Consider the following 22,724-nt stretch of genomic DNA (forward strand, 5'->3'; position numbering starts at 1 on the left):
GCTGACTGGCTGTTCAGGCGATCAGTGCCTTGCCGGCGGCGGCGAGGCTTTCGGCGCCGTCGATGACGCGCTCCTTGAGCGCGCGCGTCTCGCCTAGGAGGTTCTCGGCAAAGAAGCGGCAAAGCGCGACGCGGCCGCGGTCGGCTAGGCCGCCTTGCGCCAAATAAGCGCCGCCGGCGGCGAGCGAGATTAGGCGCAGATAGGGCGTGGCGCCAGCCATCGCGGCATCGGCCTTGCCGTCGGCCATCAGCCTTTGCAAGAAGCGGGTCGCCTCGTCGAGATCGGCAAGCGCGCGATCGAGATTGTCGGCGGTGCGGCCGAAACCCTCGATGTTGGAGGTGCGCACCGCATCGGCCATCGCTTTCAATTCGCCGATATAACGATGCACGTGCTCGCCGCCGCCGAGCGGCAGTTTTCGCGAGACGAGGTCGATCGCCTGGATGCCGTTGGTGCCTTCATAGATCGGCGCGATGCGGGCGTCGCGATAGAGCGCCGCCGCGCCCGTCTCCTCGATGAAGCCCATGCCGCCATGCACCTGGATCCCCAGCGAAGCGACCTCGACGCCGACATCGGTCGAAAAGGCTTTTGCCAGCGGCGTCAAAAGATTGGCGCGGTCGCGCCAGTTGGCGGCGGCCTCGCCCTCGGCGACACGGGCACGGTCGATGGCGTGCGCGCAGGAATAGGCGATAGCACGCGCGATCTGCGTCAGCGCCTGCATGGTGAGAAGATTGCGCTGCACGTCCGGGTGATGGACGATCGGCGCCATGCCGGACCCTGAATAATCAGATGCCTTGCCCTGCCGGCGCTCATTGGCATAGGCGATCGCCTTCTGCGTGGCAGTTTCGGCCACCGCAACGCCCTGCATGCCCACCGCGAGGCGAGCGTTGTTCATCATCGTGAACATGCAGGCCAACCCCTTGTTCTCCTCGCCGATCAGCCAGCCGATGGCGCCGGGCGTCATGCCCGCAAAACCGTCGCCATAGATCATGGTGCAGGTCGGCGAAGCGTGGATGCCGAGCTTGTGCTCGAGGCCGGAACAGAAGACGTCGTTGCGGGCGCCGAGCGAGCCGTCGTCATCGACCAGGAATTTCGGCACCAGGAACAGCGAGATGCCGCGCGTGCCGGCGGGCGCGTCGGGCAGCCTCGCCAGCACCAGATGCACGATGTTGTCGGTGAAATCGTGCTCGCCATAGGTGATGAATATCTTCTGGCCGAAGATGCGGTAGGTGCCGTCGCCGGCAGGCTCGGCACGGGTGCGCAAAGCGGCGAGGTCCGATCCGGCCTGCGGCTCGGTCAGGTTCATCGTGCCCATCCACTCGCCCGAGACGAGCTTGGCGAGGTATTTGGCCTTCAGCGCCGCGGAGGCGTGCTTGTCGAGCGCCTCGACCGCGCCCATGGTGAGCGTCGGGCCGATGCCGAAGGCCATCGCGGCGGAGTTCCACATTTCGAGCGCGGCGACGCCGAGCATGGTGGGCAGGCCCTGGCCGCCATATTGCTCCGGCCCGGACAGCGCGTTCCAGCCGCCTTCGATCCAGCGCCGGTAAAGCTCCTTCCAGCCCGGCGGCGTGGTGACGGCGGCATCCACAAGCACCGCGCCATGCTCGTCGCCGATCTTGTAGAGCGGCGCAACCTCCTCGCTGGCGAAGCGCCCGGCCTCGCCCAGGATCGCGTCGACCAGGTCCTCGCCGAGGTCGCCGAAGGTGCCGTCGTCCAGCGCCGGCTTCAGGCCGGCTACCTGCTTCAGCGTGAAGGCGATGTCCTCGACCGGTGCGCGATACATGTTTGCTGCTTCTCCTCCAGTGCGGCCAACCGTAGTCGCGGAGCCGAAGCGAGGCCATCCATTCTTGGGGTTGGCCTGCGTCCTTCTTTTTACGTAAACGTCAAACACGCGAATTTTGCAAGCGTAGACTTCGTCGTCCACGGGCGGAGAGGTTCAGTCGCCGTTCCGGCGCTGAACAGCTCGCGGGTTGACAGCACTTCCTTAACCATAGCGGTTCAGGATCGTCCTCTGGTCAGTGGGGACACCCTGATTGAAAAAGCCGGCGCGCCCTCTTCGCCGCCTGGCGCTTCTCGCGGCTGCGGTTGCGCTGGGCACGGCGGCAAAGGCCTCGGATTTCTCCGAGCCGTGGAAGAATGCCGACCGCGCGCTGGTGATCGACGCCTACGAATACAACTCCATCGACTGGGCTGAGCTTGCCACCGACAAACGCATCGTCGGCTTCATCAACAAGGCGTCCGACGGGCTGCCGCCGCCCTATTTCTGCTTCGGCGACGAGACCGAGGTGAAGCTCTGCAAGGCGCTGTGGAAGCGCCATGCGGTGACGCGCGAGCTTTTCCAGACGCGCAAGGTGGTGGCGAAGGCGCTCGGCCTGAAATGGGGCGCCTATCACCTCGCCCGCCCCGGCAATCCGGTCGAGCAGGCCAACAATTTCATCGATTTCGCCGAGCCGGCGCCGGACGATCTCATTGCCCTCGACATCGAGGGCATCGATCCCGCGCAATGGATGTCGCTCGAGGACGCGGAAGAATTCGTGCGCCAGGTGCATCGCCGCCTCGGTCGCTTCCCGGTGCTCTACTCGAACGGCAAGACCGCCCAGTACATCGCCGACAACCGTTACACCTACCGGCTGTTGTCGCGGCTGCCGCTCTGGTATGCGCGCTACAAGCCGGACATCGACGTGCATTTCCCGATGGGCAACTGGCAGGGTTACGCGCTCTGGCAGTTCGCGGCAAAGGCGAATTGCGGCCGCTTCAGCTGCCCCTATCGCGTGCCGGGCACGCCCAACGACATCGACGTCAGCGTCGCGCCGATGAAAGCCGATGCGTTGCGCCAGCAATGGGCCTTTGGCGGCTTGATCGACGTGCCGGCGGATTACCTCGCCTCGATCCCGGTGCCGATCCCGCGCGAAGCGGGCCTCGCCGGCAAGGTCACCATCACCTATGCCGATGTGGCGACGCCGCCGACCATCGAGGAAATGGTCGCGGTGCTCGGCGCGCGCTGGGAGAAATTCCGCGACGGATTTCGAATGCCGGTGGTCAAGACCGTGCCGCAGCGCCCGAGCTTCGGCATCGTGCAATATGTCGCCTGGAAACGAGCCGGACAGCGCACGCCCGAACAGCTCGACGCCGCCTTCGCGGCCGCCGATCCGGTCAGCACTGCATCGACGACGCTCGACCACCGCAGGCAGTAGTCAACGGCAGCGTCAACGATGATTGCCCAGGCTGGCATACATGCCGGTGGTGCGGAACTGTGTGGGCGTGATGCCGTAGCAGCGGCGAAACACCTTGGAAAAATAGTTGGGGTCGTCGAAACCGCACAGAACAGCGACTTCCTTGACCGGCAGGAAATCGGTCTTGGTCAGCAACTTGGCGGCGCGCTGCAGCCGCTGCTGCAGGACGAATTCGGCCGGCGGCAATCCTTCGCTCTCGGCGAAGCAGCGCGAGAAATGGGCGCGGCTGAGGCCGCTGATTTCGACCAGCTCCGCCACCGGCAGCGGCTTGTCGAGATTGGAGTTGATGTGATCGATGACCGGCTGCATGGCGCTCTGCTTCTCGGCGAAGGCGTGCGAGCCGAAGACATCGTCGTAAAGCGCCATCGCCGCCTCATAGGCGATTGCCGAGGCCGCGCCCGGCGAGGCGGCGCCCTTGATGAGGCGCAGGCTGCAATCGGCAAGGTGATCGATGGTCGCTGGCTGCAGCCGGAACACGGGACCTGAGACGCTGAGGATCGACTTGTGGACGCGCAGCGCCTCCTCGCCGTTCATCGATATCCAGAAATATTCCCAGCGGTCGCCCTTGGCCAGCCAGTAGCGATGGTTGTGCGGCACCAGCACCAGCAGCGTATCGTTCGCCTGCAGGCGGTAATTGCGGCTTTCATAGCGCAATTGCCCAGTGCCGCTGATCGTATGCTGGAGCACGGTAAACGGGGTCTGGCCGCGCTTTCGCCCGTCCCAGTCGTAAGTCTCGTCCTCACGCACCTCGTAGCCGGTGCTGGTCGGCATGGCATGCAGGCGCTGGCGCCCGCGCGGCAGCGAAATCGTGCGCATCAGCTTTCCATTGGCAATCAGATCCTGCAGCACAAAATTACCCTCGAAAGCATAATCCTTCTCTGGCCGCGCCAGCGAATAAGCGCATAATCCGGCTCACTCAAGAACGGGAAAGACCCGCGGTCGAGGAGCGGGCGGGAGGAGAAAGAGCCGGATTTCGGGCTCCAAATGGCGAGCGCGCCTGCCGGCGCGCGGCCATATCCTCCCTTGCTGCTCCTTGCCTAACATTCGATTGGATCGAGGTGAAGGTGATGAGCTTCAAAATCGCTATTATTGGCGCCGGCAGCGTCGGCTTCACCAAGAAGCTGTTCACCGACATTCTCTGCGTGCCCGAATTCAAGGACATCGAATTCGCGCTGACCGACATCAGCGAGCACAATCTCGGGATGATCCAGGCGATCCTCGATCGGATCGTGGAAGCAAACGGGCTGCCGACCAAAGTGACGGCGACGACCGACCGCCGCAAGGCGCTGGAAGGCGCGCGCTACATCATCAGCTGCGTGCGCGTCGGCGGCCTCGAAGCCTATGCCGACGACATCCACATCCCGCTGAAATACGGCATCGACCAATGCGTCGGCGACACGATCTGCGCCGGCGGCATCCTCTACGGCCAGCGCAACATCCCGGTGATCCTCGACTTCTGCAAGGACATCCGCGAAGTAGCCGAGACCGACGCCAAGTTCCTGAACTACGCCAACCCGATGGCGATGAACACCTGGGCCGCGATCGAATACGGCAAGGTCGACACGGTCGGGCTCTGCCACGGCGTGCAGCACGGCGCCGAACAGATCGCCGAGGTGCTCGGCGCGAACTCGCCCAGGGAGCTCGACTATTTCTGCTCCGGCATCAACCACCAGACCTGGTTCATCGACCTCAGGCTGAACGGCCGCGCGATCGGCAAGGACGAGTTGGTCGCCGCCTTCGAAGCGCATCCGGTCTATTCGAAGCAGGAGAAGCTGCGCATCGACGTGCTGAAGCGCTTCGGCGTCTATTCGACCGAAAGCAACGGACATCTGTCCGAATACCTGCCCTGGTACCGCAAGCGCCCCGACGAGATCACGCGCTGGATCGACATGTCGGACTGGATCCATGGCGAGACCGGCGGCTATCTGCGCTACTCGACCGAGACCCGCAATTGGTTCGAAACCGAGTATCCGCAGTTCCTCGAAGCGGCGTCGAAGCCGATCGACCCTGCGAGGCGCTCCAACGAGCATGCCAGCCACATTCTCGAGGCGCTGGAGACAAACCGCGTCTATCGCGGCCATTTCAACGTCAAGAACAACGGCGTGATCACTAACCTGCCGCAGGACGCCATCATCGAGTCGCCCGGCTTCGTCGATCGGTTCGGCATCAACATGGCCGCCGGCATCACGCTGCCCGAGCCATGCGCCGCCACCTGCATGTCATCGATCAACGTCCAGCGCATGTCGGTGCATGCCGCGATCGCCGGCGACATCGATCTTTTGAAGCTCGCCATGCTGCACGATCCGCTGGTCGGCGCGGTGTCGACGCCGGAGGAGGTCTGGCAGATGGTGGACGAGATGGTCGTCGCCCAGGCCGCCTGGCTGCCGCAATATGCGGACGCCGTGCCGGCGGCAAAGGAGCGACTTGCGAAGTCGAAGGTCAAGACCCGCGAATGGGCGGGCGCGGCGCGGCGCAAGGTGCGCTCGATCGAGGAACTGCGCGCCGAAAAGGCGGCGCTGAAACAGGCCGGCTGAGATTTCGGGCAGGCGGACCTGCAGGAGGCAGACCGCCGAAAACGGCCTCCAAAATAAAGATCAAGCGGCGGGCAAGCAGCAGACGTTCAAAACATCTGGGAGGAGACAATGAGGAACTTACACAGAATTGGCATTGCCGCCGGACTGGCGCTCGGCGTTTCTATTCCGGCGCTCACCGCTTTCGCTTCGGAACCGAGGATCCCGCCGGAGCCGGCGACATTCCCGGCCGAGGGCAAGATCCGTTATGTGGCGCGCGACTCCATCCTGGAGTTCAAGGCGCTGCCCGACTATCACGAGCCGGACTGGGTGACGGAGAAATACGTCAAGACCGGCAAGCTGCCGCCGCTCAAGGACAGGCTGCCCAAGGAACCGCTGGTCTTCAAGACTGCCAACATGCCGGACGGCATCGGCGTCTATGGTGACACGATGCGCCATGTCATCGGCGGCAGGCCGGAAGGCTGGAACTACGGTGCCGGCCAGACGCAAGGCTGGGGCGGCATCGACATCGCGCTTTCCGAATGCCTGACACGCACCGCGCCGCTGTTCCAGGTCGATGCCAAGGACACCGAGCCGCTGCCGAACCTCGCCAAGAGCTGGGAATGGTCGAAAGACGGCCACAAGCTCACCATGCATCTTGTCGAAGGCGCCAAATGGTCGGACGGCGTGCCCTTCAACGCCGAGGACGTCATGTTCTACTGGGACGACGAGGTCGTCGACCCCAACGTGTCGCCACTGAACGGGGCGACGCCCGAAACCTTCGGCGTCGGCACGACGCTCAAGAAGATCGACGACTACACCGTCGAATGGACGTTCAAGGAAGCGTTTCCGAGGCAATATCTCTATGCGATGGCCTACGGCACTTTCTGCCCCGGCCCGGCGCACATTTTGAAGCCGCAGCATCCGAAATATTCGAAGAACACCTACGACCAGTTCAAGAATGCCTTCCCGCCGGAATACATGAACATGCCGGTGATGGGCGCCTGGGTGCCGGTCGAATACCGCCCGGACGACATCATCGTCATGCGGCGCAATCCTTACTACTGGAAGGTCGACGAGAAGGGGAACCAACTGCCTTATCTCAACGAGCTGCAATACAAGCTCTCGACCTGGGCAGATCGCGACGTCCAGGCCGTCGCAGGCTCGGGCGACTTCTCCAATCTCGAGCAGCCCGAGAACTTCGTCGCCTCGCTGAAGCGCGCGGCTGACAAGAACGCGCCGGCACGGCTTGCCTTCGGTCCGCGGCTCATCGGCTACAATCTGCGTATGAATTTTTCCGCCAATGGCTGGGGCAACCCGGACGAGCGAGGCCAAGCGATCCGCGAATTGAACCGCAACGAGGATTTCCGCAAGGCCGTAACCATGGCGATCGACCGCAAGGCGCTCGGCGACTCGCTGGTCAAGGGACCGTTCACCGCCATCTATCCCGGCGGCTTCTCCTCCGGCACCAGCTTCTATGACCGCAAGTCGACGGTTTATTACCCGTTCGATCTCCAAGGGGCCAAGGCCGAGCTCGCCAAGGCCGGTCTCAAGGATACCGACGGCGACGGCTTCGTGAACTTCCCGGCGGGCACCGCCGGCGGCAAGAACGTCGAGATCGTGATGCTGGTCAACAATGACTACACCACCGACAAGAGCCTTGCCGAGGGCGTCGTGGCGCAGATGGAGAAGCTTGGGCTGAGGGTCGTGCTCAACGGGGTCAACGGCACGCAGCGCGACGCGATCCAGTATTCCGGCCGCTTCGACTGGCTGATCCGGCGCAATGACCAGGAGCTCACCTCCGTTGTGCAGAACACGGAGCAACTCGCTCCGGTTGGTCCCAAGACCAGTTGGAACCATCGCGCGCCTGAAAGCGGCGAAGTCGATCTGATGCCGTTCGAGAAGGACCTCGTCGACATCGTGAACAAGTTCGTCACGACGCAGGACAACGACCAGCGCGCCGACCTGATGAAGAAGTTCCAGAAGATCTCGACCGAGCACGTCTACAATGTCGGGCTGACGGAATATCCCGGCGCGCTGATCGTCAACAAGCGCTTCTCCAACATCCCGCAGGGAACGCCGATCTTCATGTTCAACTGGGCCGAGGATTCGATCATCCGCGAACGCGTCTTCGTCGCAGCCGACAAACAGGCGAAATATGAGCTCTTCCCCGACGAGCTTCCCGGCAAGCCCGGAGACAAGGGGCCGATGAACTAGTTAACCTCCCTGACGAAGAGAACTCCGGTCGCGCCAGCTGGCGCGGCCGGACAAAGCCAAATCTCCGGTAGCGCCCAGGGAGCGACCGGCCAGCAAAGGAAGCCGACCATCCATGTTGCGATTCCTGCTCATGCGCATAGCGTCGGCGCTTCCCGTGCTCGCCATCTTGAGCCTGGTCACCTTCGCCATCATCCAGGCGCCGCCGGGCGACTATGCCGACTATATCAAATCGCAGCTCATCAACCAGGGCGGCGCCTCCTATGCCGAGGCGGATGCACAGGCCCAGGCCTACCGGAAAGAACACGGCCTCGATAAGCCGCTGCCCGTTCAGTATCTCAACTGGATCGGCGGCATCGTCACGCGCGGCGATTTCGGCTACAGCCTCTACTACAACAGGCCGGTGGCGGACGTGGTCGGCGAGCGCCTGCCGCGCACGCTGCTCCTGGCGCTGGTCTGCCACCTGCTCGCCTCGGTGCTGGGCATAAGCTTCGGCATTTGGGCGGCGACCCGCCAGTATTCCTGGATCGACTCGACGCTCTCGGCCATCTCCTTCCTCGGCATGACGGTGCCGCGCTTCCTGATGGCGCTGATCATCGTCTACCTGCTGGTCTTCCAGTTCAACGTGTCGGAGATCGGCAGCTTCTTCTCGCCGCGATATGGCGGCGCGCCATGGTCGTGGGCAAAATTCCTCGACCTGGTCAAGCATGTCTGGCCGGTGGTGGCGATCGCGACCTTCGGCGGGCTCGCCTACAATATGCGCGTCATGCGCGGCAACCTGCTCGACACGCTCAACGCGCAATATGTCGAGACGGCCAAAGCCAAGGGCCTGACTGGCGGCGCCGTCGTGATGCGCCATGCCGTGCCCAATGCGCTGCATCCATTGGTCATGTATCAAGGCGTGGTGCTGCCCTACATGCTGACCGGCGAGATCGAGACGGCGATCATCTTCGCGCTGCCGACCGTCGGGCCGGCGATCGTGGGCTCGATGGCGGTGGGCGACGTCTATGTGACCGCAACCTTCATGATGGTTCTGTCGGCGACGCTGATCGTCGGCAACATCATCGCCGACATGCTGCTGGTCCTGCTCGACCCCCGCGTGCGCCAGTTCGGGGAGCACTAGATGCTGGCCCGCGATCCCTCACCCCCGCCACCCGCCGAAGGAGCCGCGATTCCGGCCGCGCATGGCAACGAGAGCTACATCGCGCTTGTCTGGCGCCGGCTGAAGCGCTCCTGGACCGGCATCGCCGGGCTATGCCTGGTTGTGCTGCTGCTTCTCATGACCCTTTTCGCGGAATTCCTCGCGCCTCTCGACCCGAAAGCGACCGATATCGCCTTCGCGCCGCCGCAGGTGGCTAGCTTTCACGACAAGGACGGCAATTTCGTCGCGCGGCCAAGAATCTACGCGCTGGCCGAATCGACCGACCTCGACCCGGTGACCTTCCAGCCGATCGTCGGCCCCGATTACGATCATCCACGACTGCTCGGCTTCTTCGTCGAGGGCGCGCCCTACAAACTCTTCGGCCTCATCCCGGCGAACCGGCATTTCTTCGGCTCGATGGACGGCCAGCCGGTGCATTTCCTCGGCACCGACAAGTTCGGCCGTGATGTGCTGTCGCGCGCCATCCATGGTTCGCGCGTCTCGCTGATGATCGCGCTGACGGTGGTCTTCATAATCACCGTGATCGGCACCAGTGTCGGCATGGTGTCCGGCTATTTCGGCGGCCGGTTCGATGTCTGGATGCAGCGCTTCGTCGAACTGGTGCTCGCCTTCCCGCAACTGCCGCTTTACCTGGCGCTGACGACGCTGATCCCGGTCACCGCGCCGACCAATGTCTTTCTCGCCTTCGTTATCATCGTCATGTCGGCGCTTGGCTGGGCGCAGATGTCGCGCGAGGTACGCGGCAAGACGCTGGCGCTGGCGCGCATCGACTATGTGCGCGCGGCCATGGCGGTGGGCGCCACCGATCGGCGCATCATCATCCAGCACATCTTTCCCAATGTGATGAGCCATGTGATCGTCGCCGTGACGATCGCGATCCCGACGGTGGTGCTGCTCGAAGCCTTCCTCGGTTTTCTTGGCTTCGCAGTGAAGCCGCCGCTGATCTCGTGGGGCCTGATGCTGCAGGACACCGCGACCTATTCGGTCATCGGCACCTATCCGTGGATTCTGTCGCCGGTCGGCTTCGTGCTGATCACGGTCTTTGCCTTCAACGCGCTGGGCGACGGCCTGCGCGATGCCGTCGATCCCTATTGAGGTGACAGGAATGACGACGATCGCGCTTGCCCAATCCTTCGCACCCGCCGTCCGGCTCGACCATGACGGACGCCACGACCAGCCGGTCATCGACGCCCGCAACATCGAAGTCGCCTTCAAGGTCGAGCACGGCATCGTCGAGGCGGTTAAGGACGTCTCGTTCCAGCTCTATCGCGGCGAGACGATCGCGATCGTCGGCGAATCCGGTTCCGGCAAATCGGTGACCGCGCGCACCGTCATGGGGCTCTTGTCGCGGCGGGCAACGGTATCGCCGAGGTCAAGCGTCGACTATCTCGGACAGAACATTCTGAAATTCGCCGAGAGCGCCCGGCGCAAGCTGCGCGGCAACCGCATCTCGATGATCTTCCAGGAGCCGATGAGCTCGCTCAACCCGATCTATTCGGTCGGCAGCCAGATCGCCGAAGCGATCCGGGTGCACCGCAAGGTGAGCCGCAAAGAGGCCTGGGCGCGAGCGCTCGAGCTTTTGCGGCATGTCCAGATTCCCGAACCCGAAGCACGCCTCAGGCAGTATCCGCACCAGCTCTCCGGCGGCCAACGGCAGCGCGTCATGATCGCCATGGCTTTGGCCAACGAGCCCGATGTGCTGATCGCCGACGAGCCGACCACCGCGCTCGACGTCACCGTCCAGGCGCAGATCCTCAACCTGATCCGCAATCTGCAGAAAGAAATGCGGATGGCGGTGGTTCTAATCACGCACGATCTTACCGTCGTGCGCAAATTCTCCGACTATGTCTATGTCATGCAGCATGGCGAGATGCGCGAGCATAACGTCACCGAGCGGCTCTTCGCCGATCCGCAGCATCCCTACACCAAGCGGCTGCTCGCATCCGAACCACACGGCCGGCCGAAGCCGCTGCCCGAAAAGTCCAGCACGATCCTCGAGGCGAACGGCGTGCGCGTCTGTTTCACGCTGCGGCACGGCACGTTCCTGAAGCCGGACTGGCGCGAGCTGGTCGCGGTCGACGATCTCGACCTCAAACTTTGCCGTCACGAGACGCTGGGCCTGGTCGGCGAATCCGGTTCCGGCAAGACCACTTTCGGCCAGGCGCTGCTTCGGCTGCTCGACGCGAGGCGCGGCGAGATCCGTTTCGATGGCCAGCCGATCCAGGATCTCACGCGCGCCGAGATGCGGCCGCTGCGCTCGCGCATGCAGATCGTCTTCCAGGATCCGTTCTCCTCGCTCAACCCGCGCATGACGATTGGCCAGATCATCGAGGAAGGGCTGGTCGTCAACAGGATCGGGGCCACACGACGCGAGCGGATCGAGCGGGTGCGCGAGGCGCTGGTCAGCGCCGGCATGCCCGGCGATATCCTGTCGCGGTTTCCGCACGAATTTTCGGGCGGCCAGCGGCAGCGCATCGCGATCGCGCGGGCCATCGCACTGGAGCCGGAATTCATCCTGCTCGACGAGCCGACATCGGCGCTCGATCTTTCCGTCCAGGCGCAGATCATCGACCTGCTGCGCAAGCTGCAGGACGAGCGCGGCTTGAGCTATCTCTTCATCTCGCACGACCTCAAGGTGGTGCGGGCGCTCTGCCACCGCGTGATCGTCATGCAGCACGGCAAGATCGTCGAACAGGGGCCCGTAGACGAGGTCCTCACCAACCCCAAGACCGCCTACACCGAACGGCTCGTCCGGGCCGCTTTCGACGTGGCGTGACCATATTCCGGAGGCTCACAGTGGCAAGAAATCCCAGGATCACCTTCATCGGTGCCGGCTCGACGGTGTTCATGAAGAACATTGTCGGCGACGTGCTGCAGCGCCCGCCGCTGTCGGGCGCGACGATCGCTTTGATGGACATCAATCCGCAGCGGCTGGAAGAGAGCGCCATCGTCGTCAACAAGCTGATCGCGACCCTTGGCGTGAAGGCGAAGGCCGAGACCTATTCCGACCAACGCAAGGCGCTGTCCGGCGCCGACTTCGTCGTCGTCGCCTTCCAGATCGGCGGTTACGAGCCCTGCACCGTCACCGACTTCGAGGTGCCGAAGAAATATGGCCTGCGCCAGACGATCGCAGACACGCTCGGCGTCGGCGGCATCATGCGCGGCCTGAGGACGGTGCCGCATCTGTGGAGGATCTGCGAGGACATGCTCGCCGTCTGCCCCGACGCGATCATGCTGCAATACGTCAACCCAATGGCGATCAACACCTGGGCGATCGCCGCGAAATTCCCCCAGATCAAGCAGGTTGGGCTCTGCCATTCCGTGCAGGGCACGGCGATGGAGTTGGCGCACGATCTCGACCTTCCCTATGAGGAGATCCGCTACCGCGCAGCTGGCATCAACCACATGGCCTTTTACCTCAAGTTCGAGCATCGCCAGCCGGACGGCTCCTATCGCGACCTCTATCCCGACCTTGTCCGCGCCTATCGCGAGGGCCGCGCGCCGAAGCCCGGCTGGAACCCGCGCTGCCCCAACAAGGTGCGCTACGAGATGCTGACCCGGCTCGGCTATTTCGTCACCGAAAGCTCGGAGCATTTCGCCGAATACACGCCCTATTTCATCAAGGAAGGCCGCCCCGATCTGATCGAGAAATACGGCATCCCGCTTGACGAATATCCGAAGCGGTGCATCGAGCAGATCGAGCGCTGGAAGGGCCAGGCGGAGGCCTACCGCTCGGCCGACCGGATCGAGGTCGAGCAATCAAAGGAATATGCCTCCTCGATCATGAACTCGGTTTGGACCGGCGAGCCGTCGGTCATCTACGGCAATGTCCGCAACAATGGCTGCATCACCTCGCTGCCTTTCGATTGCGCGGCGGAAGTGCCGTGCCTGGTCGATGCTTCCGGCATCCAGCCGACCTATATCGGCGAGCTGCCGCCGCAGCTGACGGCGCTGATCCGCACCAACATCAATGTTCAGGAATTGACGGTGCGGGCGCTGATGAGCGAGAGCCGCGAGCACATCTACCACGCGGCGATGATGGACCCGCACACGGCGGCCGAGCTCGATCTCGATCAGATCTGGTCGCTAGTCGACGACCTGCTTGCAGCGCATGGCGACTGGTTGCCGGCCTGGGCGCGACCGGGCAAAAGCAAGGCTGCCTGATTAGAGCAATTTCAGAAAAAGTGGGAAGCGGTTTTCCGTCCGAAATTGCGTCAAAACAAAGAGACACGACATTTCGCCGTTTCCGTGAAACGGTGAAATGTCCTATTTGCCGGTCTGCTCACGCTCGACGGCGCGCCAGCCGATGTCGTGGCGGAAGAAACCCTGCGGCCAGTCGATACGATCGATCGCCACGTAGGCCTTTTTCTGTGCCTCCCCGACGGTGGTGCCGGTTGCCGTGACGTTGAGCACGCGGCCGCCATTGGCGACTAGCGCGCCGCCGTTGATGGCGGTGCCCGCGTGGAAGATTTCGGCGCCGTCGCTGGCGGCCTCGTCGAGACCGCGGATGACCGAGCCCTTTTCCGGCGTGCCGGGATAGCCCCTCGCCGCCATCACCACGGTCAGTGCCGCCCCGTCGCTCCAGCGGACCGACATGTGCGCGAGCTGGCCGTCGACGGCGGCGTTGAGCAGGACGAGCAGGTCGTCCTTCAGCCGCATCATCAGCACCTGGCATTCGGGATCGCCGAAGCGGGTGTTGTACTCGATCAGCTTGGGGCCTTGGTCGGTGATCATCAAACCGGCGAAGAGGATGCCGGCGAAAGGCGCGCCGAGATTGGCCATGCCGCGCATCGTCGGCTCGACGATCTCGCGCATGGTGCGCTCGGTCATGTCGGGCGTCATCACCGGCGCCGGCGAATAGGCGCCCATGCCGCCGGTGTTCGGACCGGTATCGCCGTCGCCGACGCGCTTATGGTCCTGCGCGGTGCCGAAGGGCAGCGCGGTAGCGCCGTCGCAGAGGCAGAAGAAGCTCGCCTCCTCGCCGGTCAGATATTCCTCGACGACGACCTCGGCGCCGGCGGCGCCAAAAGCGCCGTCGAAACAGGCGTCGAGCGCGGCAAGCGCCTCCTCCAGCGTCATGGCGATGGTGACGCCCTTGCCGGCGGCAAGCCCGTCAGCCTTGATGACGATCGGCGCGCCCGTCTTTTCGACATAGGCTTTGGCCGCCGCGAGATCGGCGAAGCGGCCATAGGCTGCGGTCGGGATGTTGAACTTGGCGCAAAGATCCTTGGTAAAGCCCTTCGAGCCTTCGAGCCGCGCCGCCGCCCTGGAGGGGCCGAAGACGCGGATGCCCCAGGCGCGCAAATCATCGGCAATGCCAGCCACCAGCGGCCCTTCCGGACCGACGACGACGAGGTCGATCTTCTTCTCCTGGCAGAAGGCGGCCACAGTGGAGTGGTCGGCGATGTCCAGCTTGACCAGTTCGGCGAAACGGCCGATGCCGGGATTGCCGGGTGAAGCATAGAGCTTCGTCAGCAGCGGCGACGCGGCGATCTTCCAGGCAAGCGCATGTTCGCGGCCGCCCGAGCCGAGAAGAAGAACGTTCATGGCCACCTCTTGCTGATCGTGTCCCCGAACCCGCTATTGGTCCAAGGGCGACGGGTCAAGGCGTCTTGGCGTTTCGGAGGGCGATTGCACACGGGAAGATTGCCCACATCAAGACGCAATGAGGCAATTTGCCGGTGGGGAACCGACCCCGCCCGGCCCAATCCGAAGTCGACTCAGCTCCGGAAAACGATGGGGAACCAGCCCTCGCGCAACCTCTGGCCGGGCTTGATGTGCTTCCCATGCAGCGCTTGTCCTCGCCCACAACGCGCGCCTGCGCCTATCGAAGGCGGCACTCGCCTTCATCGAGACAGCGAAAGCATGGTTCGCCAGTCACGATGTTTTCACTGGCTGAGCGACAACACGGCTGCTTGACGGCGCCCATCGCTGCTGCCACTCCAGCACGATGAAAACGATCCAGTCGAAAGCAGCCCAGGGCCGCGTCGCGGACGCGCCGAGCGGCCATTGGGTTTACCGAGTGCTGCCGCGCTGGCTGTGGCCCTATGCGCAGCTTGCGCGCTGGGACCGGCCGATCGGCTGGCAGCTGCTCTTGTGGCCCTGCTGGTGGTCGGCGGCTCTTGCGGCCAGCGCCTATCCGCGGCCGACGGATCCGCTGCTGACGCTGTTGCCCGCGCCCTGGTACCTGTTCCTGTTTTTCATCGGCGCCGTCGCCATGCGCGGCGCCGGCTGCACCTACAACGACATCGTCGACGAAGACATCGACAACCAGGTCGAGCGCACCCGCTCGCGGCCGCTGCCGGCCGGCCAGGTGACGCGCCGCCAGGCCTGGGCGTTTCTGATCATCCAGGCGCTGGTCGGGCTCGCGGTGCTTTTGCAGTTCAACAGCTTCGCCATTCCGCTCGGCATCGCCTCGCTGGCCATTGTCGCGATCTACCCGTTCATGAAGCGCATCACCAATTGGCCGCAATTCGTGCTCGGGCTCGCCTTCTCCTGGGGCGCGCTGATGGGCTGGGCGGTCGAGTTCGGCGATCTCGATGGCCCCGCCATCATGCTCTATATCGGCTCGATCCTGTGGGTGATCGGCTACGACACGATCTACGCGCATCAGGACAAAGAAGACGACGCCATCGTCGGCGTGCGCTCGACGGCACGCCTGTTCGGCGACAACACCAAGACCTGGCTCACCGGGCTCTATGGCGGCACGCTTGCCTGCTTCGCCATCGCCTTTGCCTCGGCTCAAGTGCCGATGCCGGCGCTGGCCGGGCTGATTGCCGCCGGCGCGCATATGGCGCGCCAGATCATCCGGCTCGACATCAACGATCCCGATCAGTGCCTGAAGCTGTTCAAGTCGAACAACCAGGTCGGCTGGCTGATTTTTCTGGGGCTGATCGGCGGGGCGTTTTGGGTGGTGCTGAAGCCGCTGGTGTAGCGCCTCTCCTTCTCCCCTTGTCGTGGGAGGGTGGATCGGCGCGCAGTGCCGAGACGGTTGAGGGTGTTTCAGCGGAGTGAGAGCTCGGCGTTTCCTGGAGAACCCCTCATCCGTCGCCTTCGGCGACACCTTCTCCCACAGGGGGGAGAAGGGAAGGGTCGCTGCTATTCGCGCGCGATAATCTCCTCACCGCCGACGACGAGACGCAGGCCGAGATTGCCGGTCCTGCGGCGGGCGAGGAAGCGCGGGCGGCGCATGTTGGAGACACGGCCCTGGCGGCGTTCCTGCGGCGGCAGCGCTTTGATTGCGGCGCCCAGCGATTCCTCCAGCGTGCGGGCGACGCCGTCGGCCTCGATCAGAAGCATCGGCAGGCGATAGGCGTCGGCCCAGGCGCGCCAGTCGGCGGCGACGTCGTCGAGATCGTCGGCGACCAAAAGCGGCACCGACAGCATCGGATCATTGTGCAGAAGTTCCAGCGTCACGGTGACATTGCCGTCCGGATCCTCCATGGCGCGGGCGGCGACACCACGGAAGGCATTGGCGGGCAGCGCGATGATCGCCGGCACGCCGCTCATCTCCAGCGTGCGGCGGATGACGGCGCCGCGCTGGTCGATGGTGAAGGTTACATCGCCATAGTCGTCGCGCGTGGCATAGCTTACCATCTGCGGCAGGCGAAACGGGTCGAGACGCATGTTGCGCCCCGCCCAGACTGGCTTCAGTCCAGTGTTCATCGAATGCCTTCCTGTTTCTCCTGAGGGCCGTTTTCCGGTTCTCTCCGGGCCGGTTCTTCCGGCCTCGTTATGCGGGAAACATTAGCGCTCGCTTCTTACCGCCGCGCTTAAGAAAGTCAGTTAAATTTTGCTGATCGGAGCCGATGGTTATCGGAATGCGACCAGCCACAAGATGTTGGAAGAATTAGATAACCTTACCGGGATTCATGATGCCGGCCGGGTCGAAGGCCGCCTTCACTCGGCGCATCAGATCGATCGCCATTGGCGGGGCCGTGGCGATCAGCTCGTCGCGCTTCAATTGGCCGATGCCGTGCTCGGCCGAGATCGAGCCGTGGAAGGAACGCACGACATCGTGCACGGCCTTGTTCATCGGGTGGTAGAGCTCAAGGAACGGCTCGTCCTGCCAATCCAGCGGGCGAGAGATGTTGTAGTGAAGATTGCCGTCGCCCATGTGGCCGAAGCAGACGACGCGGGCGCCGGGACAGACAGTCTGGACCACGCCGGCCGCCTTTTCGATGAACTCCGGGATCGAGGCGATCGGCACCGAGATGTCGTGCTTGATCGAGGCGCCCTCCGGCTTCTGGCATTCGGGCAGCGTCTCGCGGAAATTCCAGAAGGCGTCGCCCTGGGCAAGACTTGCCGACACCACCGCATCGCCGACGATGCCCTGCTCGAGGCCGGCCGAAAGAATCTCCTCGATCAGCGCCTTGCCATCTTCTTCCGAGCGACCTGAAGAGACCTGCATCAGGGCATACCACGGCCAGTCATCCGCCAGCGGTCGGGTGATCCCTTGCCCATGCTTAAGCGTGAAGTCGTAAGGCCTTTTGGCGATCAGCTCGAAAGCCGTGAGCGAAGCACCGGCGCGATCCATCGCCAAGCTGAACAGCGAGAGCGCTGCCTGGGGCGACGACAGGCCGGCGAAGGCAACCTCCCTGCCCTTCGGCTTCGGAAAGAGCTTCAGCACCGCGGCGGTGATGACGCCGAGGGTGCCCTCGGCGCCGACGAAGAGGTTTTTCAGATCGTAGCCGGTGTTGTCCTTCTTCAGCTTGCGCAGATCGTCGAACACTTCGCCGGTCGGCAGCACCACTTCGACGCCGAGGCAAAGCTCGCGCGCATTGCCATAGGCAAGCACGCCGGTGCCCCCGGCATTGGAAGAGAGATTGCCGCCGATCTGGCAGGAGCCTTGGGCTGCAAGCGACAGCGGGAACAGCCGGTCGGCAGCGTCGGCCGCTTCCTGGAGGGTTTGCAGGATGACGCCGGCCTCGGCGGTGATGGTATTCGACAGGACATCGATTTCGCGGATGCGGTTCAGCCGCGACAGCGAGAGCACGATGTCGCGGCCGGACTTGTCCGGCACTTGGGCGCCGACCAGCCCGGTGTTGCCGCTCTGCGGCACGACCGGCGTGCCGGTCTCGGTCGCGAGCCGCATGATGCGGCTCACTTCCTCGACGCTGCCCGGCCTCAGCGCCAGCGGTGTCCGGCCATGCCAGAGGCCGCGCCGCTCGGTGACGTAGGGCGCGATGTCAGCCTGATCGCGCAGCGCGTATCTGTCGCCGACAATGGCAGCGAAGCGGTCGATGAGGGCAGGATCGAGGTCGAAGGGCTGGTCGTTCATGCGCCCAAGCCTAGAGCAATTCCAGGAAAAGTGTGAAGCGGTTTTCCGTCCGGAATTGCGTCAAAACAAAGAGATAGGCTCAGTCGATCTTGTCACGCGGGGCGGCGGCGCGCGCGAGCCGGTCGTTGATCGCCTCGCCCAAGCCGTCGGCCGGGATCGGCTCGACGGCGATCGTGGCCGCGCCGCTGCGGTCGAGCGCCTGCATATAGGCGAAAAGATTGGCGGCGGCCTCCCGCAGATCGCCCGCCTCGGAAAGATTGCGCAGCGCCACGGCATCCCGCCAGCCTTCAGCGCGAGCGCGGCCGAAGGCGAGCAGCGCCTCGCCGCTGGCGAGCTTGCCGACATTGAGCCGCATCGATGCGCGCGGCGCGTAATGCGAGGCGAGCATGCCGGGCGCCTGGATTCCGGCAGCGCCGCGGATCACCTCAACGTCGGCGACCGCTTCAATGTCCCGGGCAGCAATGCCGCCGGGTCGTAGCAGACGCAGCTTGCCGTCTTCGATCTTGACGATCGTCGATTCCAGGCCGACGGGCGTCGCGCCGCCGTCGACCACCAGCTTGATCTTCTCGCCGAGATCAGCCGCCACGGCCTCGGCCGTCGTGGCGCTGATCCTGCCGGAGGAATTGGCGCTGGGCGCCGCGAGCGGCCGGCCCAATCTCGCGATCAGCTCGCCGCCGAAGCCTCTCGGCATGCGCAGCGCGATCGTGTCAAGCCCGGCTGTGACGAGCGGATGGATGCCGTTTTCCGCGCGCTGCGGCAACACCAGCGTCAGCGGACCGGGCCAGAAAGCTTCCGCCAGCTTTGTTGACAATAGATCGAATGTAGCAATGCGGTTTGCCATGGCGAGGTCGGCGACATGGGCGATCAGCGGGTTGAAGCGCGGGCGACCCTTGACCTCGAAAATACGCGCCACGGCAGCCCCCTTCGTGGCGTCACCTGCCAGTCCGTAAACGGTCTCGGTCGGGATGGCGACAACATCGCCGCCTTCGAGCAGCGCCAGCGCCCTTTCCATCGCCTCGCCGACGCCAAGTATCTCAGCCAAATTCACCACCGATCCTGAACATGCCGGTCCCGTAGTACGGCATGGAAGCAGGGGCAAGGGCGGGCATTGGCGATTTATCAATCCCTAAAATGTTAAGTTTCCGCGCAAGCCGGCATCAATTCGCCGACGCTAGGGTGCGGATTTCCGGTTGGTGGGCGGAGAGTTGTCGTGATGCGTATGTCTTGCTTTGATGCAATTGCGGACGGAAAGCTGTTACGTCCCTTTCCTGGAATTGCTCTAGGAGCGGTCGTTATCGGTCTTCTGGCGACGAGCGGCTTGGCACAGGCTTCGTCCATCGTCGTGCTCGGCGTGGCGACCTCGACGCCATCCGTCGTCAGGCTGGCCGCGATCGAGCCCGGCAAGGTTACACCGTCAGTTGTGGCGCTCGGCGAGCCGGTGCCAGCCGTCACCGATGAGAAAGTGGCCGCGATCCCGGAGAAATCCGGACAGAGGCACGCGCAGGCGCCGACGATCATTCGCGGCGGCATCGTCGGCGGCGCTTCGGCGACGCCTGCGGCGACTGCCCCGGCCAAAGAGGCCGCGACACCGGCAAACGGCACCGCGCCCGCCGCCACGCATCCCAACGGTACGGCTGCGGCCACGCCCCCCAACGGCACGGCTCAGGCTGCCGCCAACGGCGATACCAAGGCTTCCGAGAACAACCCCGCCACGACGGCAACCGCGTCTGACGGCGAGACGCAACCGGAAGCCCAACCGGAAGCTGCCCCGACGCCGCCGCGGTTCAGCAAGGCGATGTAGGCGCGACGGCCTCCCGCGCCTTACGGAGCATGCAGCTTCCGACCGGCATTCTGGCTGTCAGCCGACGATTTTTGAAAAATCGGCGACCTGGGCGGTGGCGGCGCGGATGCGGGCAAGCAGGGCCAGGCGGTTGGCGCGCACGGCCTGGTCCTCATCATTCACGAGAACCCCTTCAAAGAATGAATCAACCGGTTCACGCAAGACGCTAAGCGTCAGCATGGCGGCGGAAAAATCTTCGTTTTGAATCGCTTGGCCGGCTTCCTTCTCGGCCTGATTCACCGCGGCCGACAGCTTCTTTTCCGCATCTTCGCGGAACAGCGCCGGCTCAACTATCTCGGCGACCCGTGTTTTCTTCTTCTCCTCGGCAGCCAGGATGTTGGCGGCGCGCTTGGTACCGGCAAGCAGGTTCTTGCCATCCTCCGTGTCGAGGAACTTGCCCAGCGCCTCGACGCGGCGAACGATCTGCAGAAGGTCGTCGGACTGCGGCGTGATGACGGCGTCGATAAGATCGTATCGTGCACCGCTTTCGCGGAGATATACCTTGAGGCGGTCATGGAAGAAGCCGAGGAGATCCGAAATTTGTGCGGCATCGCTGGCGAAGCTCGCAAAGGCGTTGGCGAAGACCGATGTCAGTCCGAGGCGAATGCGGTTCTCGATCAGGATCCGGACCACGCCGAGTGCAGCTCTTCTGAGCGCGAACGGATCCTTGCTGCCTGTCGGCTTTTCATCGATCGCCCAGAAGCCTGTCAGCGTATCGAGCTTGTCGGCCAGCGCGACAGCAACCGACACCGGGTCGGTCGGCACCCGGTCGGACGGGCCTTGCGGCTTGTAGTGCTCCTCGGCGGCCGCGGCCACCGACGGATGCTCGCCCTGGAGCAGCGCATATTTGCAGCCCATGGCGCCCTGCAATTCCGGGAACTCGCCTACCACCTCGGTCTGCAGGTCGGCCTTGGCGAGCACCGCGGCGCGGGCGACGAGCGCGGTAATCTCCCCCCTCGAGGGGGAGATGTCGCCAGAGGCGACAGAGGGAGTCGTCTCGCGTGGAGTGCCAACCTCTTCCCTCTTCGAAATGCCAGAATGCGTCGCACCAGCCGAAGCAACCCCCTCTGGCCTGCCGGCCATCTCCCCCTCAAGGGGGGAGATCGACTTCGCCACCGTCGGCGCCAATTCTTCGGCCAAGCGCTTGATGCGCGCCACGCGCTGCCCTTGTGTGCCAAGCTTGGCATGGAAGGTGACGTTGAGATGGTCAAGGCGCGCCATGCGCTGGTCGAGCGGCTTCTTCAGATCCAGCTCGAACTTCGCCGCCGAGTCTTGCAGCGTGCCGAGGTCGGGCAGATCGCCCTGGTCGGTCTTCCAGAAATAGAGCGCGTCTGAGAGACGCGCCCGCACCACCTTGCCATTGCCGTAGGCGATCTCTTTGCCACCGTCCTTCGCTTCGATATTGGCAACCAGGATGAAGCGATCGGAGAGTGGCGATTGGCCAATCTCCCCCCTTGAGGGGGAGATGCCCGGCAGGGCAGAGGGGGGCGCCTCGCGCTGAGAGGACGGCGGGACGGCACCCCCCTCTGTCGGCTTCGCCGACATCTCCCCCTCTAGCGGGGAGATCGGGCGCGACGTCACGAAGCATTTCTGATTGGCGCGAATGGTCAGGCGAATGACCTCGGCCGGGATGGTGAGAAAATCCTGCTCGAACTCGCCCATCAGCACGACCGGCCATTCGACCAGGCCGGAGACCTCTTCCAGCAGGCCCTCGTCCTCGACGAGGTCGAGGCCGTTGGCGAAGGCGACATTGCGGGCATCGGCCAGGATGATCTCCTTGCGCCGGTCGGCATCAAGCACGACCTTGGCCGCTTCGAGCTTCGCCACATAGTCGTCGAAGCGGCGCACGGTGATCGGGCCCGGTGCATGGAAGCGGTGGCCGTAGGTGACGTTGCCGGAGCGGATGCCGTCGATCTCGAAATCGACCACCACCGGCTCCTCGGTCTCCGGGCCGAAGGTGCAGACGATCGATTGCAGCGGCCGCACCCAGCGCAGCGAGCCGGGCTTGGCCGAGGCCGCGCCCCAGCGCATCGATTTCGGCCAGGGAAAGTTCTTGATGATGCCCGGCACCAGCTCGGCGATGATCTCTTCCGCCGCCCTGCCCGGCTTCGAGATGTGGGCGACGTAGAAGTCGCCCTTCTTGGGATCGGAATGGACATGCGCCTCGGCGATCGACGAAAGGCCGGCCTTGCGCAGAAAACCCTGCACCGCCTGGTCGGGCGCGGTGGTCGAGGGGCCCTTGATCTCCTCGCGAATGTCCTTCGAGCGCGCCGTCAGCCCGCGCACGTCCAGCGCCAGGCGGCGCGGCGTCCAGTATTCGCGCGCCGCCTCATAGGTCAGACCCGCCTCGACCAAGCCGTCGGTCAGCATCTTGCGAAGATCGCCGGCCGCCTTGCGCTGCATGCGCGCGGGGATTTCTTCCGAGCGGAGTTCTAGGAGTAGGTCAGGCATCAGTTAGCTCCTTACCCTCCCCTTGATGGGGAGGGTC

At 64.1% G+C, this 22,724-nt stretch carries 16 protein-coding genes; 9 read left to right on the forward strand and 7 right to left on the reverse strand.

The features are described from left to right. Positions 1-13: 13 nt before the first annotated feature. Positions 14-1,780, reverse strand: coding sequence for an acyl-CoA dehydrogenase family protein (locus CK224_RS10625; RefSeq protein ID WP_095781723.1), 1,767 nt, complete (start codon positions 1,778-1,780; stop codon positions 14-16). 250 nt (positions 1,781-2,030) lie between these two features. On the opposite strand from CK224_RS10625, the gene CK224_RS10630 reads away from it, so the two are divergent. Continuing rightward, positions 2,031-3,191 carry a glycoside hydrolase family 25 protein gene (locus CK224_RS10630; RefSeq protein ID WP_095781724.1) on the forward strand — a complete coding sequence of 387 codons (1,161 nt, stop codon included), beginning with the start codon at positions 2,031-2,033 and terminating at the stop codon, positions 3,189-3,191. A 12-nt stretch (positions 3,192-3,203) separates the two neighbouring features. Here the strand turns inward: CK224_RS10630 and CK224_RS10635 are convergent, their stop codons facing one another. After that, positions 3,204-4,046 carry an AraC family transcriptional regulator gene (locus CK224_RS10635; protein WP_095781968.1) on the reverse strand — a complete coding sequence of 281 codons (843 nt, stop codon included), beginning with the start codon at positions 4,044-4,046 and terminating at the stop codon, positions 3,204-3,206. Positions 4,047-4,297: 251 nt separating this feature from the next. Here CK224_RS10635 and CK224_RS10640 point away from each other — a divergent pair, with 251 nt between their 5' ends. The 6 genes from CK224_RS10640 to CK224_RS10665 all read left to right on the forward strand — a co-directional run bounded on the left by CK224_RS10640 (position 4,298) and on the right by CK224_RS10665 (position 13,280). After that, positions 4,298-5,764 (forward strand): alpha-glucosidase/alpha-galactosidase, encoded by a 1,467-nt coding sequence (locus CK224_RS10640; RefSeq protein ID WP_095781725.1) that lies wholly within the window; start codon positions 4,298-4,300, stop codon positions 5,762-5,764. 108 nt (positions 5,765-5,872) lie between these two features. Beyond that, positions 5,873-7,957 carry an ABC transporter substrate-binding protein gene (locus CK224_RS10645; protein ID WP_095781726.1) on the forward strand — a complete coding sequence of 695 codons (2,085 nt, stop codon included), beginning with the start codon at positions 5,873-5,875 and terminating at the stop codon, positions 7,955-7,957. A 112-nt stretch (positions 7,958-8,069) separates the two neighbouring features. Beyond that, positions 8,070-9,077: an ABC transporter permease gene (locus tag CK224_RS10650; RefSeq protein WP_066998120.1), complete on the forward strand. Its 1,008-nt coding sequence runs from the start codon at positions 8,070-8,072 to the stop codon at positions 9,075-9,077. Next, the gene (locus CK224_RS10655; RefSeq protein WP_095781727.1) at positions 9,078-10,211 is read left to right on the forward strand and encodes an ABC transporter permease; all 1,134 of its coding nucleotides are present in this window, start codon (positions 9,078-9,080) and stop codon (positions 10,209-10,211) included. A gap of 10 nt (positions 10,212-10,221) precedes the next feature. After that, the gene (locus CK224_RS10660; protein ID WP_095781728.1) at positions 10,222-11,892 is read left to right on the forward strand and encodes an ABC transporter ATP-binding protein; all 1,671 of its coding nucleotides are present in this window, start codon (positions 10,222-10,224) and stop codon (positions 11,890-11,892) included. A 20-nt stretch (positions 11,893-11,912) separates the two neighbouring features. Continuing rightward, positions 11,913-13,280: an alpha-glucosidase/alpha-galactosidase gene (locus tag CK224_RS10665; protein ID WP_095781729.1), complete on the forward strand. Its 1,368-nt coding sequence runs from the start codon at positions 11,913-11,915 to the stop codon at positions 13,278-13,280. 102 nt (positions 13,281-13,382) lie between these two features. Here CK224_RS10665 and purD read toward each other — a convergent pair whose 3' ends face one another. After that, positions 13,383-14,663: a phosphoribosylamine--glycine ligase gene (purD, locus tag CK224_RS10670; RefSeq protein WP_095781730.1), complete on the reverse strand. Its 1,281-nt coding sequence runs from the start codon at positions 14,661-14,663 to the stop codon at positions 13,383-13,385. Between the two features lie 403 nt (positions 14,664-15,066). Between purD and ubiA the strand changes: the two genes are divergently transcribed. Next, a complete protein-coding gene (gene ubiA, locus CK224_RS10680) occupies positions 15,067-16,050 on the forward strand; it encodes a 4-hydroxybenzoate octaprenyltransferase (protein ID WP_095781731.1) in 984 nt (327 codons plus the stop codon). A gap of 164 nt (positions 16,051-16,214) precedes the next feature. On the opposite strand, the gene CK224_RS10685 is transcribed toward ubiA, so the two are convergent. The 3 genes from CK224_RS10685 to CK224_RS10695 all read right to left on the reverse strand — a co-directional run bounded on the left by CK224_RS10685 (position 16,215) and on the right by CK224_RS10695 (position 19,438). Beyond that, the gene (locus CK224_RS10685; RefSeq protein ID WP_095781732.1) at positions 16,215-16,781 is read right to left on the reverse strand and encodes a DUF6101 family protein; all 567 of its coding nucleotides are present in this window, start codon (positions 16,779-16,781) and stop codon (positions 16,215-16,217) included. Positions 16,782-16,965: 184 nt separating this feature from the next. Beyond that, the gene (locus tag CK224_RS10690; RefSeq protein ID WP_095776210.1) at positions 16,966-18,396 is read right to left on the reverse strand and encodes an FAD-binding oxidoreductase; all 1,431 of its coding nucleotides are present in this window, start codon (positions 18,394-18,396) and stop codon (positions 16,966-16,968) included. 79 nt (positions 18,397-18,475) lie between these two features. Next, a complete protein-coding gene (locus CK224_RS10695; protein WP_176477905.1) occupies positions 18,476-19,438 on the reverse strand; it encodes an L-threonylcarbamoyladenylate synthase in 963 nt (320 codons plus the stop codon). 276 nt (positions 19,439-19,714) lie between these two features. Here CK224_RS10695 and CK224_RS10700 point away from each other — a divergent pair, with 276 nt between their 5' ends. Beyond that, the gene (locus tag CK224_RS10700) at positions 19,715-20,197 is read left to right on the forward strand and encodes a hypothetical protein (RefSeq protein WP_095781734.1); all 483 of its coding nucleotides are present in this window, start codon (positions 19,715-19,717) and stop codon (positions 20,195-20,197) included. 57 nt (positions 20,198-20,254) lie between these two features. Here CK224_RS10700 and glyS read toward each other — a convergent pair whose 3' ends face one another. Then, positions 20,255-22,687 (reverse strand): glycine--tRNA ligase subunit beta, encoded by a 2,433-nt coding sequence (gene glyS / locus CK224_RS10705; RefSeq protein WP_095781735.1) that lies wholly within the window; start codon positions 22,685-22,687, stop codon positions 20,255-20,257. Between the last annotated feature and the right edge of the window lie 37 nt (positions 22,688-22,724).

The organism is Mesorhizobium sp. WSM3862 (assembly GCF_002294985.1).
GTDB lineage: Bacteria > Pseudomonadota > Alphaproteobacteria > Rhizobiales > Rhizobiaceae > Mesorhizobium.

Bases quoted from the DNA above. Each gene is read 5' to 3' on its own strand.
- ubiA (WP_095781731.1), top strand. From the start codon at position 15,067: ATGAAAACGATCCAGTCGAAAGCAGCCCAGGGCCGCGTCGCGGACGCG.
- CK224_RS10660 (WP_095781728.1), top strand. From the start codon at position 10,222: ATGACGACGATCGCGCTTGCCCAATCCTTCGCACCCGCCGTCCGGCTC.
- glyS (WP_095781735.1), bottom strand. From the start codon at position 22,687: ATGCCTGACCTACTCCTAGAACTCCGCTCGGAAGAAATCCCCGCGCGC.
- CK224_RS10650 (WP_066998120.1), top strand. From the start codon at position 8,070: ATGTTGCGATTCCTGCTCATGCGCATAGCGTCGGCGCTTCCCGTGCTC.
- CK224_RS10690 (WP_095776210.1), bottom strand. From the start codon at position 18,396: ATGAACGACCAGCCCTTCGACCTCGATCCTGCCCTCATCGACCGCTTC.
- purD (WP_095781730.1), bottom strand. From the start codon at position 14,663: ATGAACGTTCTTCTTCTCGGCTCGGGCGGCCGCGAACATGCGCTTGCC.
- CK224_RS10685 (WP_095781732.1), bottom strand. From the start codon at position 16,781: ATGAACACTGGACTGAAGCCAGTCTGGGCGGGGCGCAACATGCGTCTC.
- CK224_RS10640 (WP_095781725.1), top strand. From the start codon at position 4,298: ATGAGCTTCAAAATCGCTATTATTGGCGCCGGCAGCGTCGGCTTCACC.
- CK224_RS10645 (WP_095781726.1), top strand. From the start codon at position 5,873: ATGAGGAACTTACACAGAATTGGCATTGCCGCCGGACTGGCGCTCGGC.
- CK224_RS10635 (WP_095781968.1), bottom strand. From the start codon at position 4,046: ATGCGCACGATTTCGCTGCCGCGCGGGCGCCAGCGCCTGCATGCCATG.
- CK224_RS10625 (WP_095781723.1), bottom strand. From the start codon at position 1,780: ATGTATCGCGCACCGGTCGAGGACATCGCCTTCACGCTGAAGCAGGTA.
- CK224_RS10655 (WP_095781727.1), top strand. From the start codon at position 9,078: ATGCTGGCCCGCGATCCCTCACCCCCGCCACCCGCCGAAGGAGCCGCG.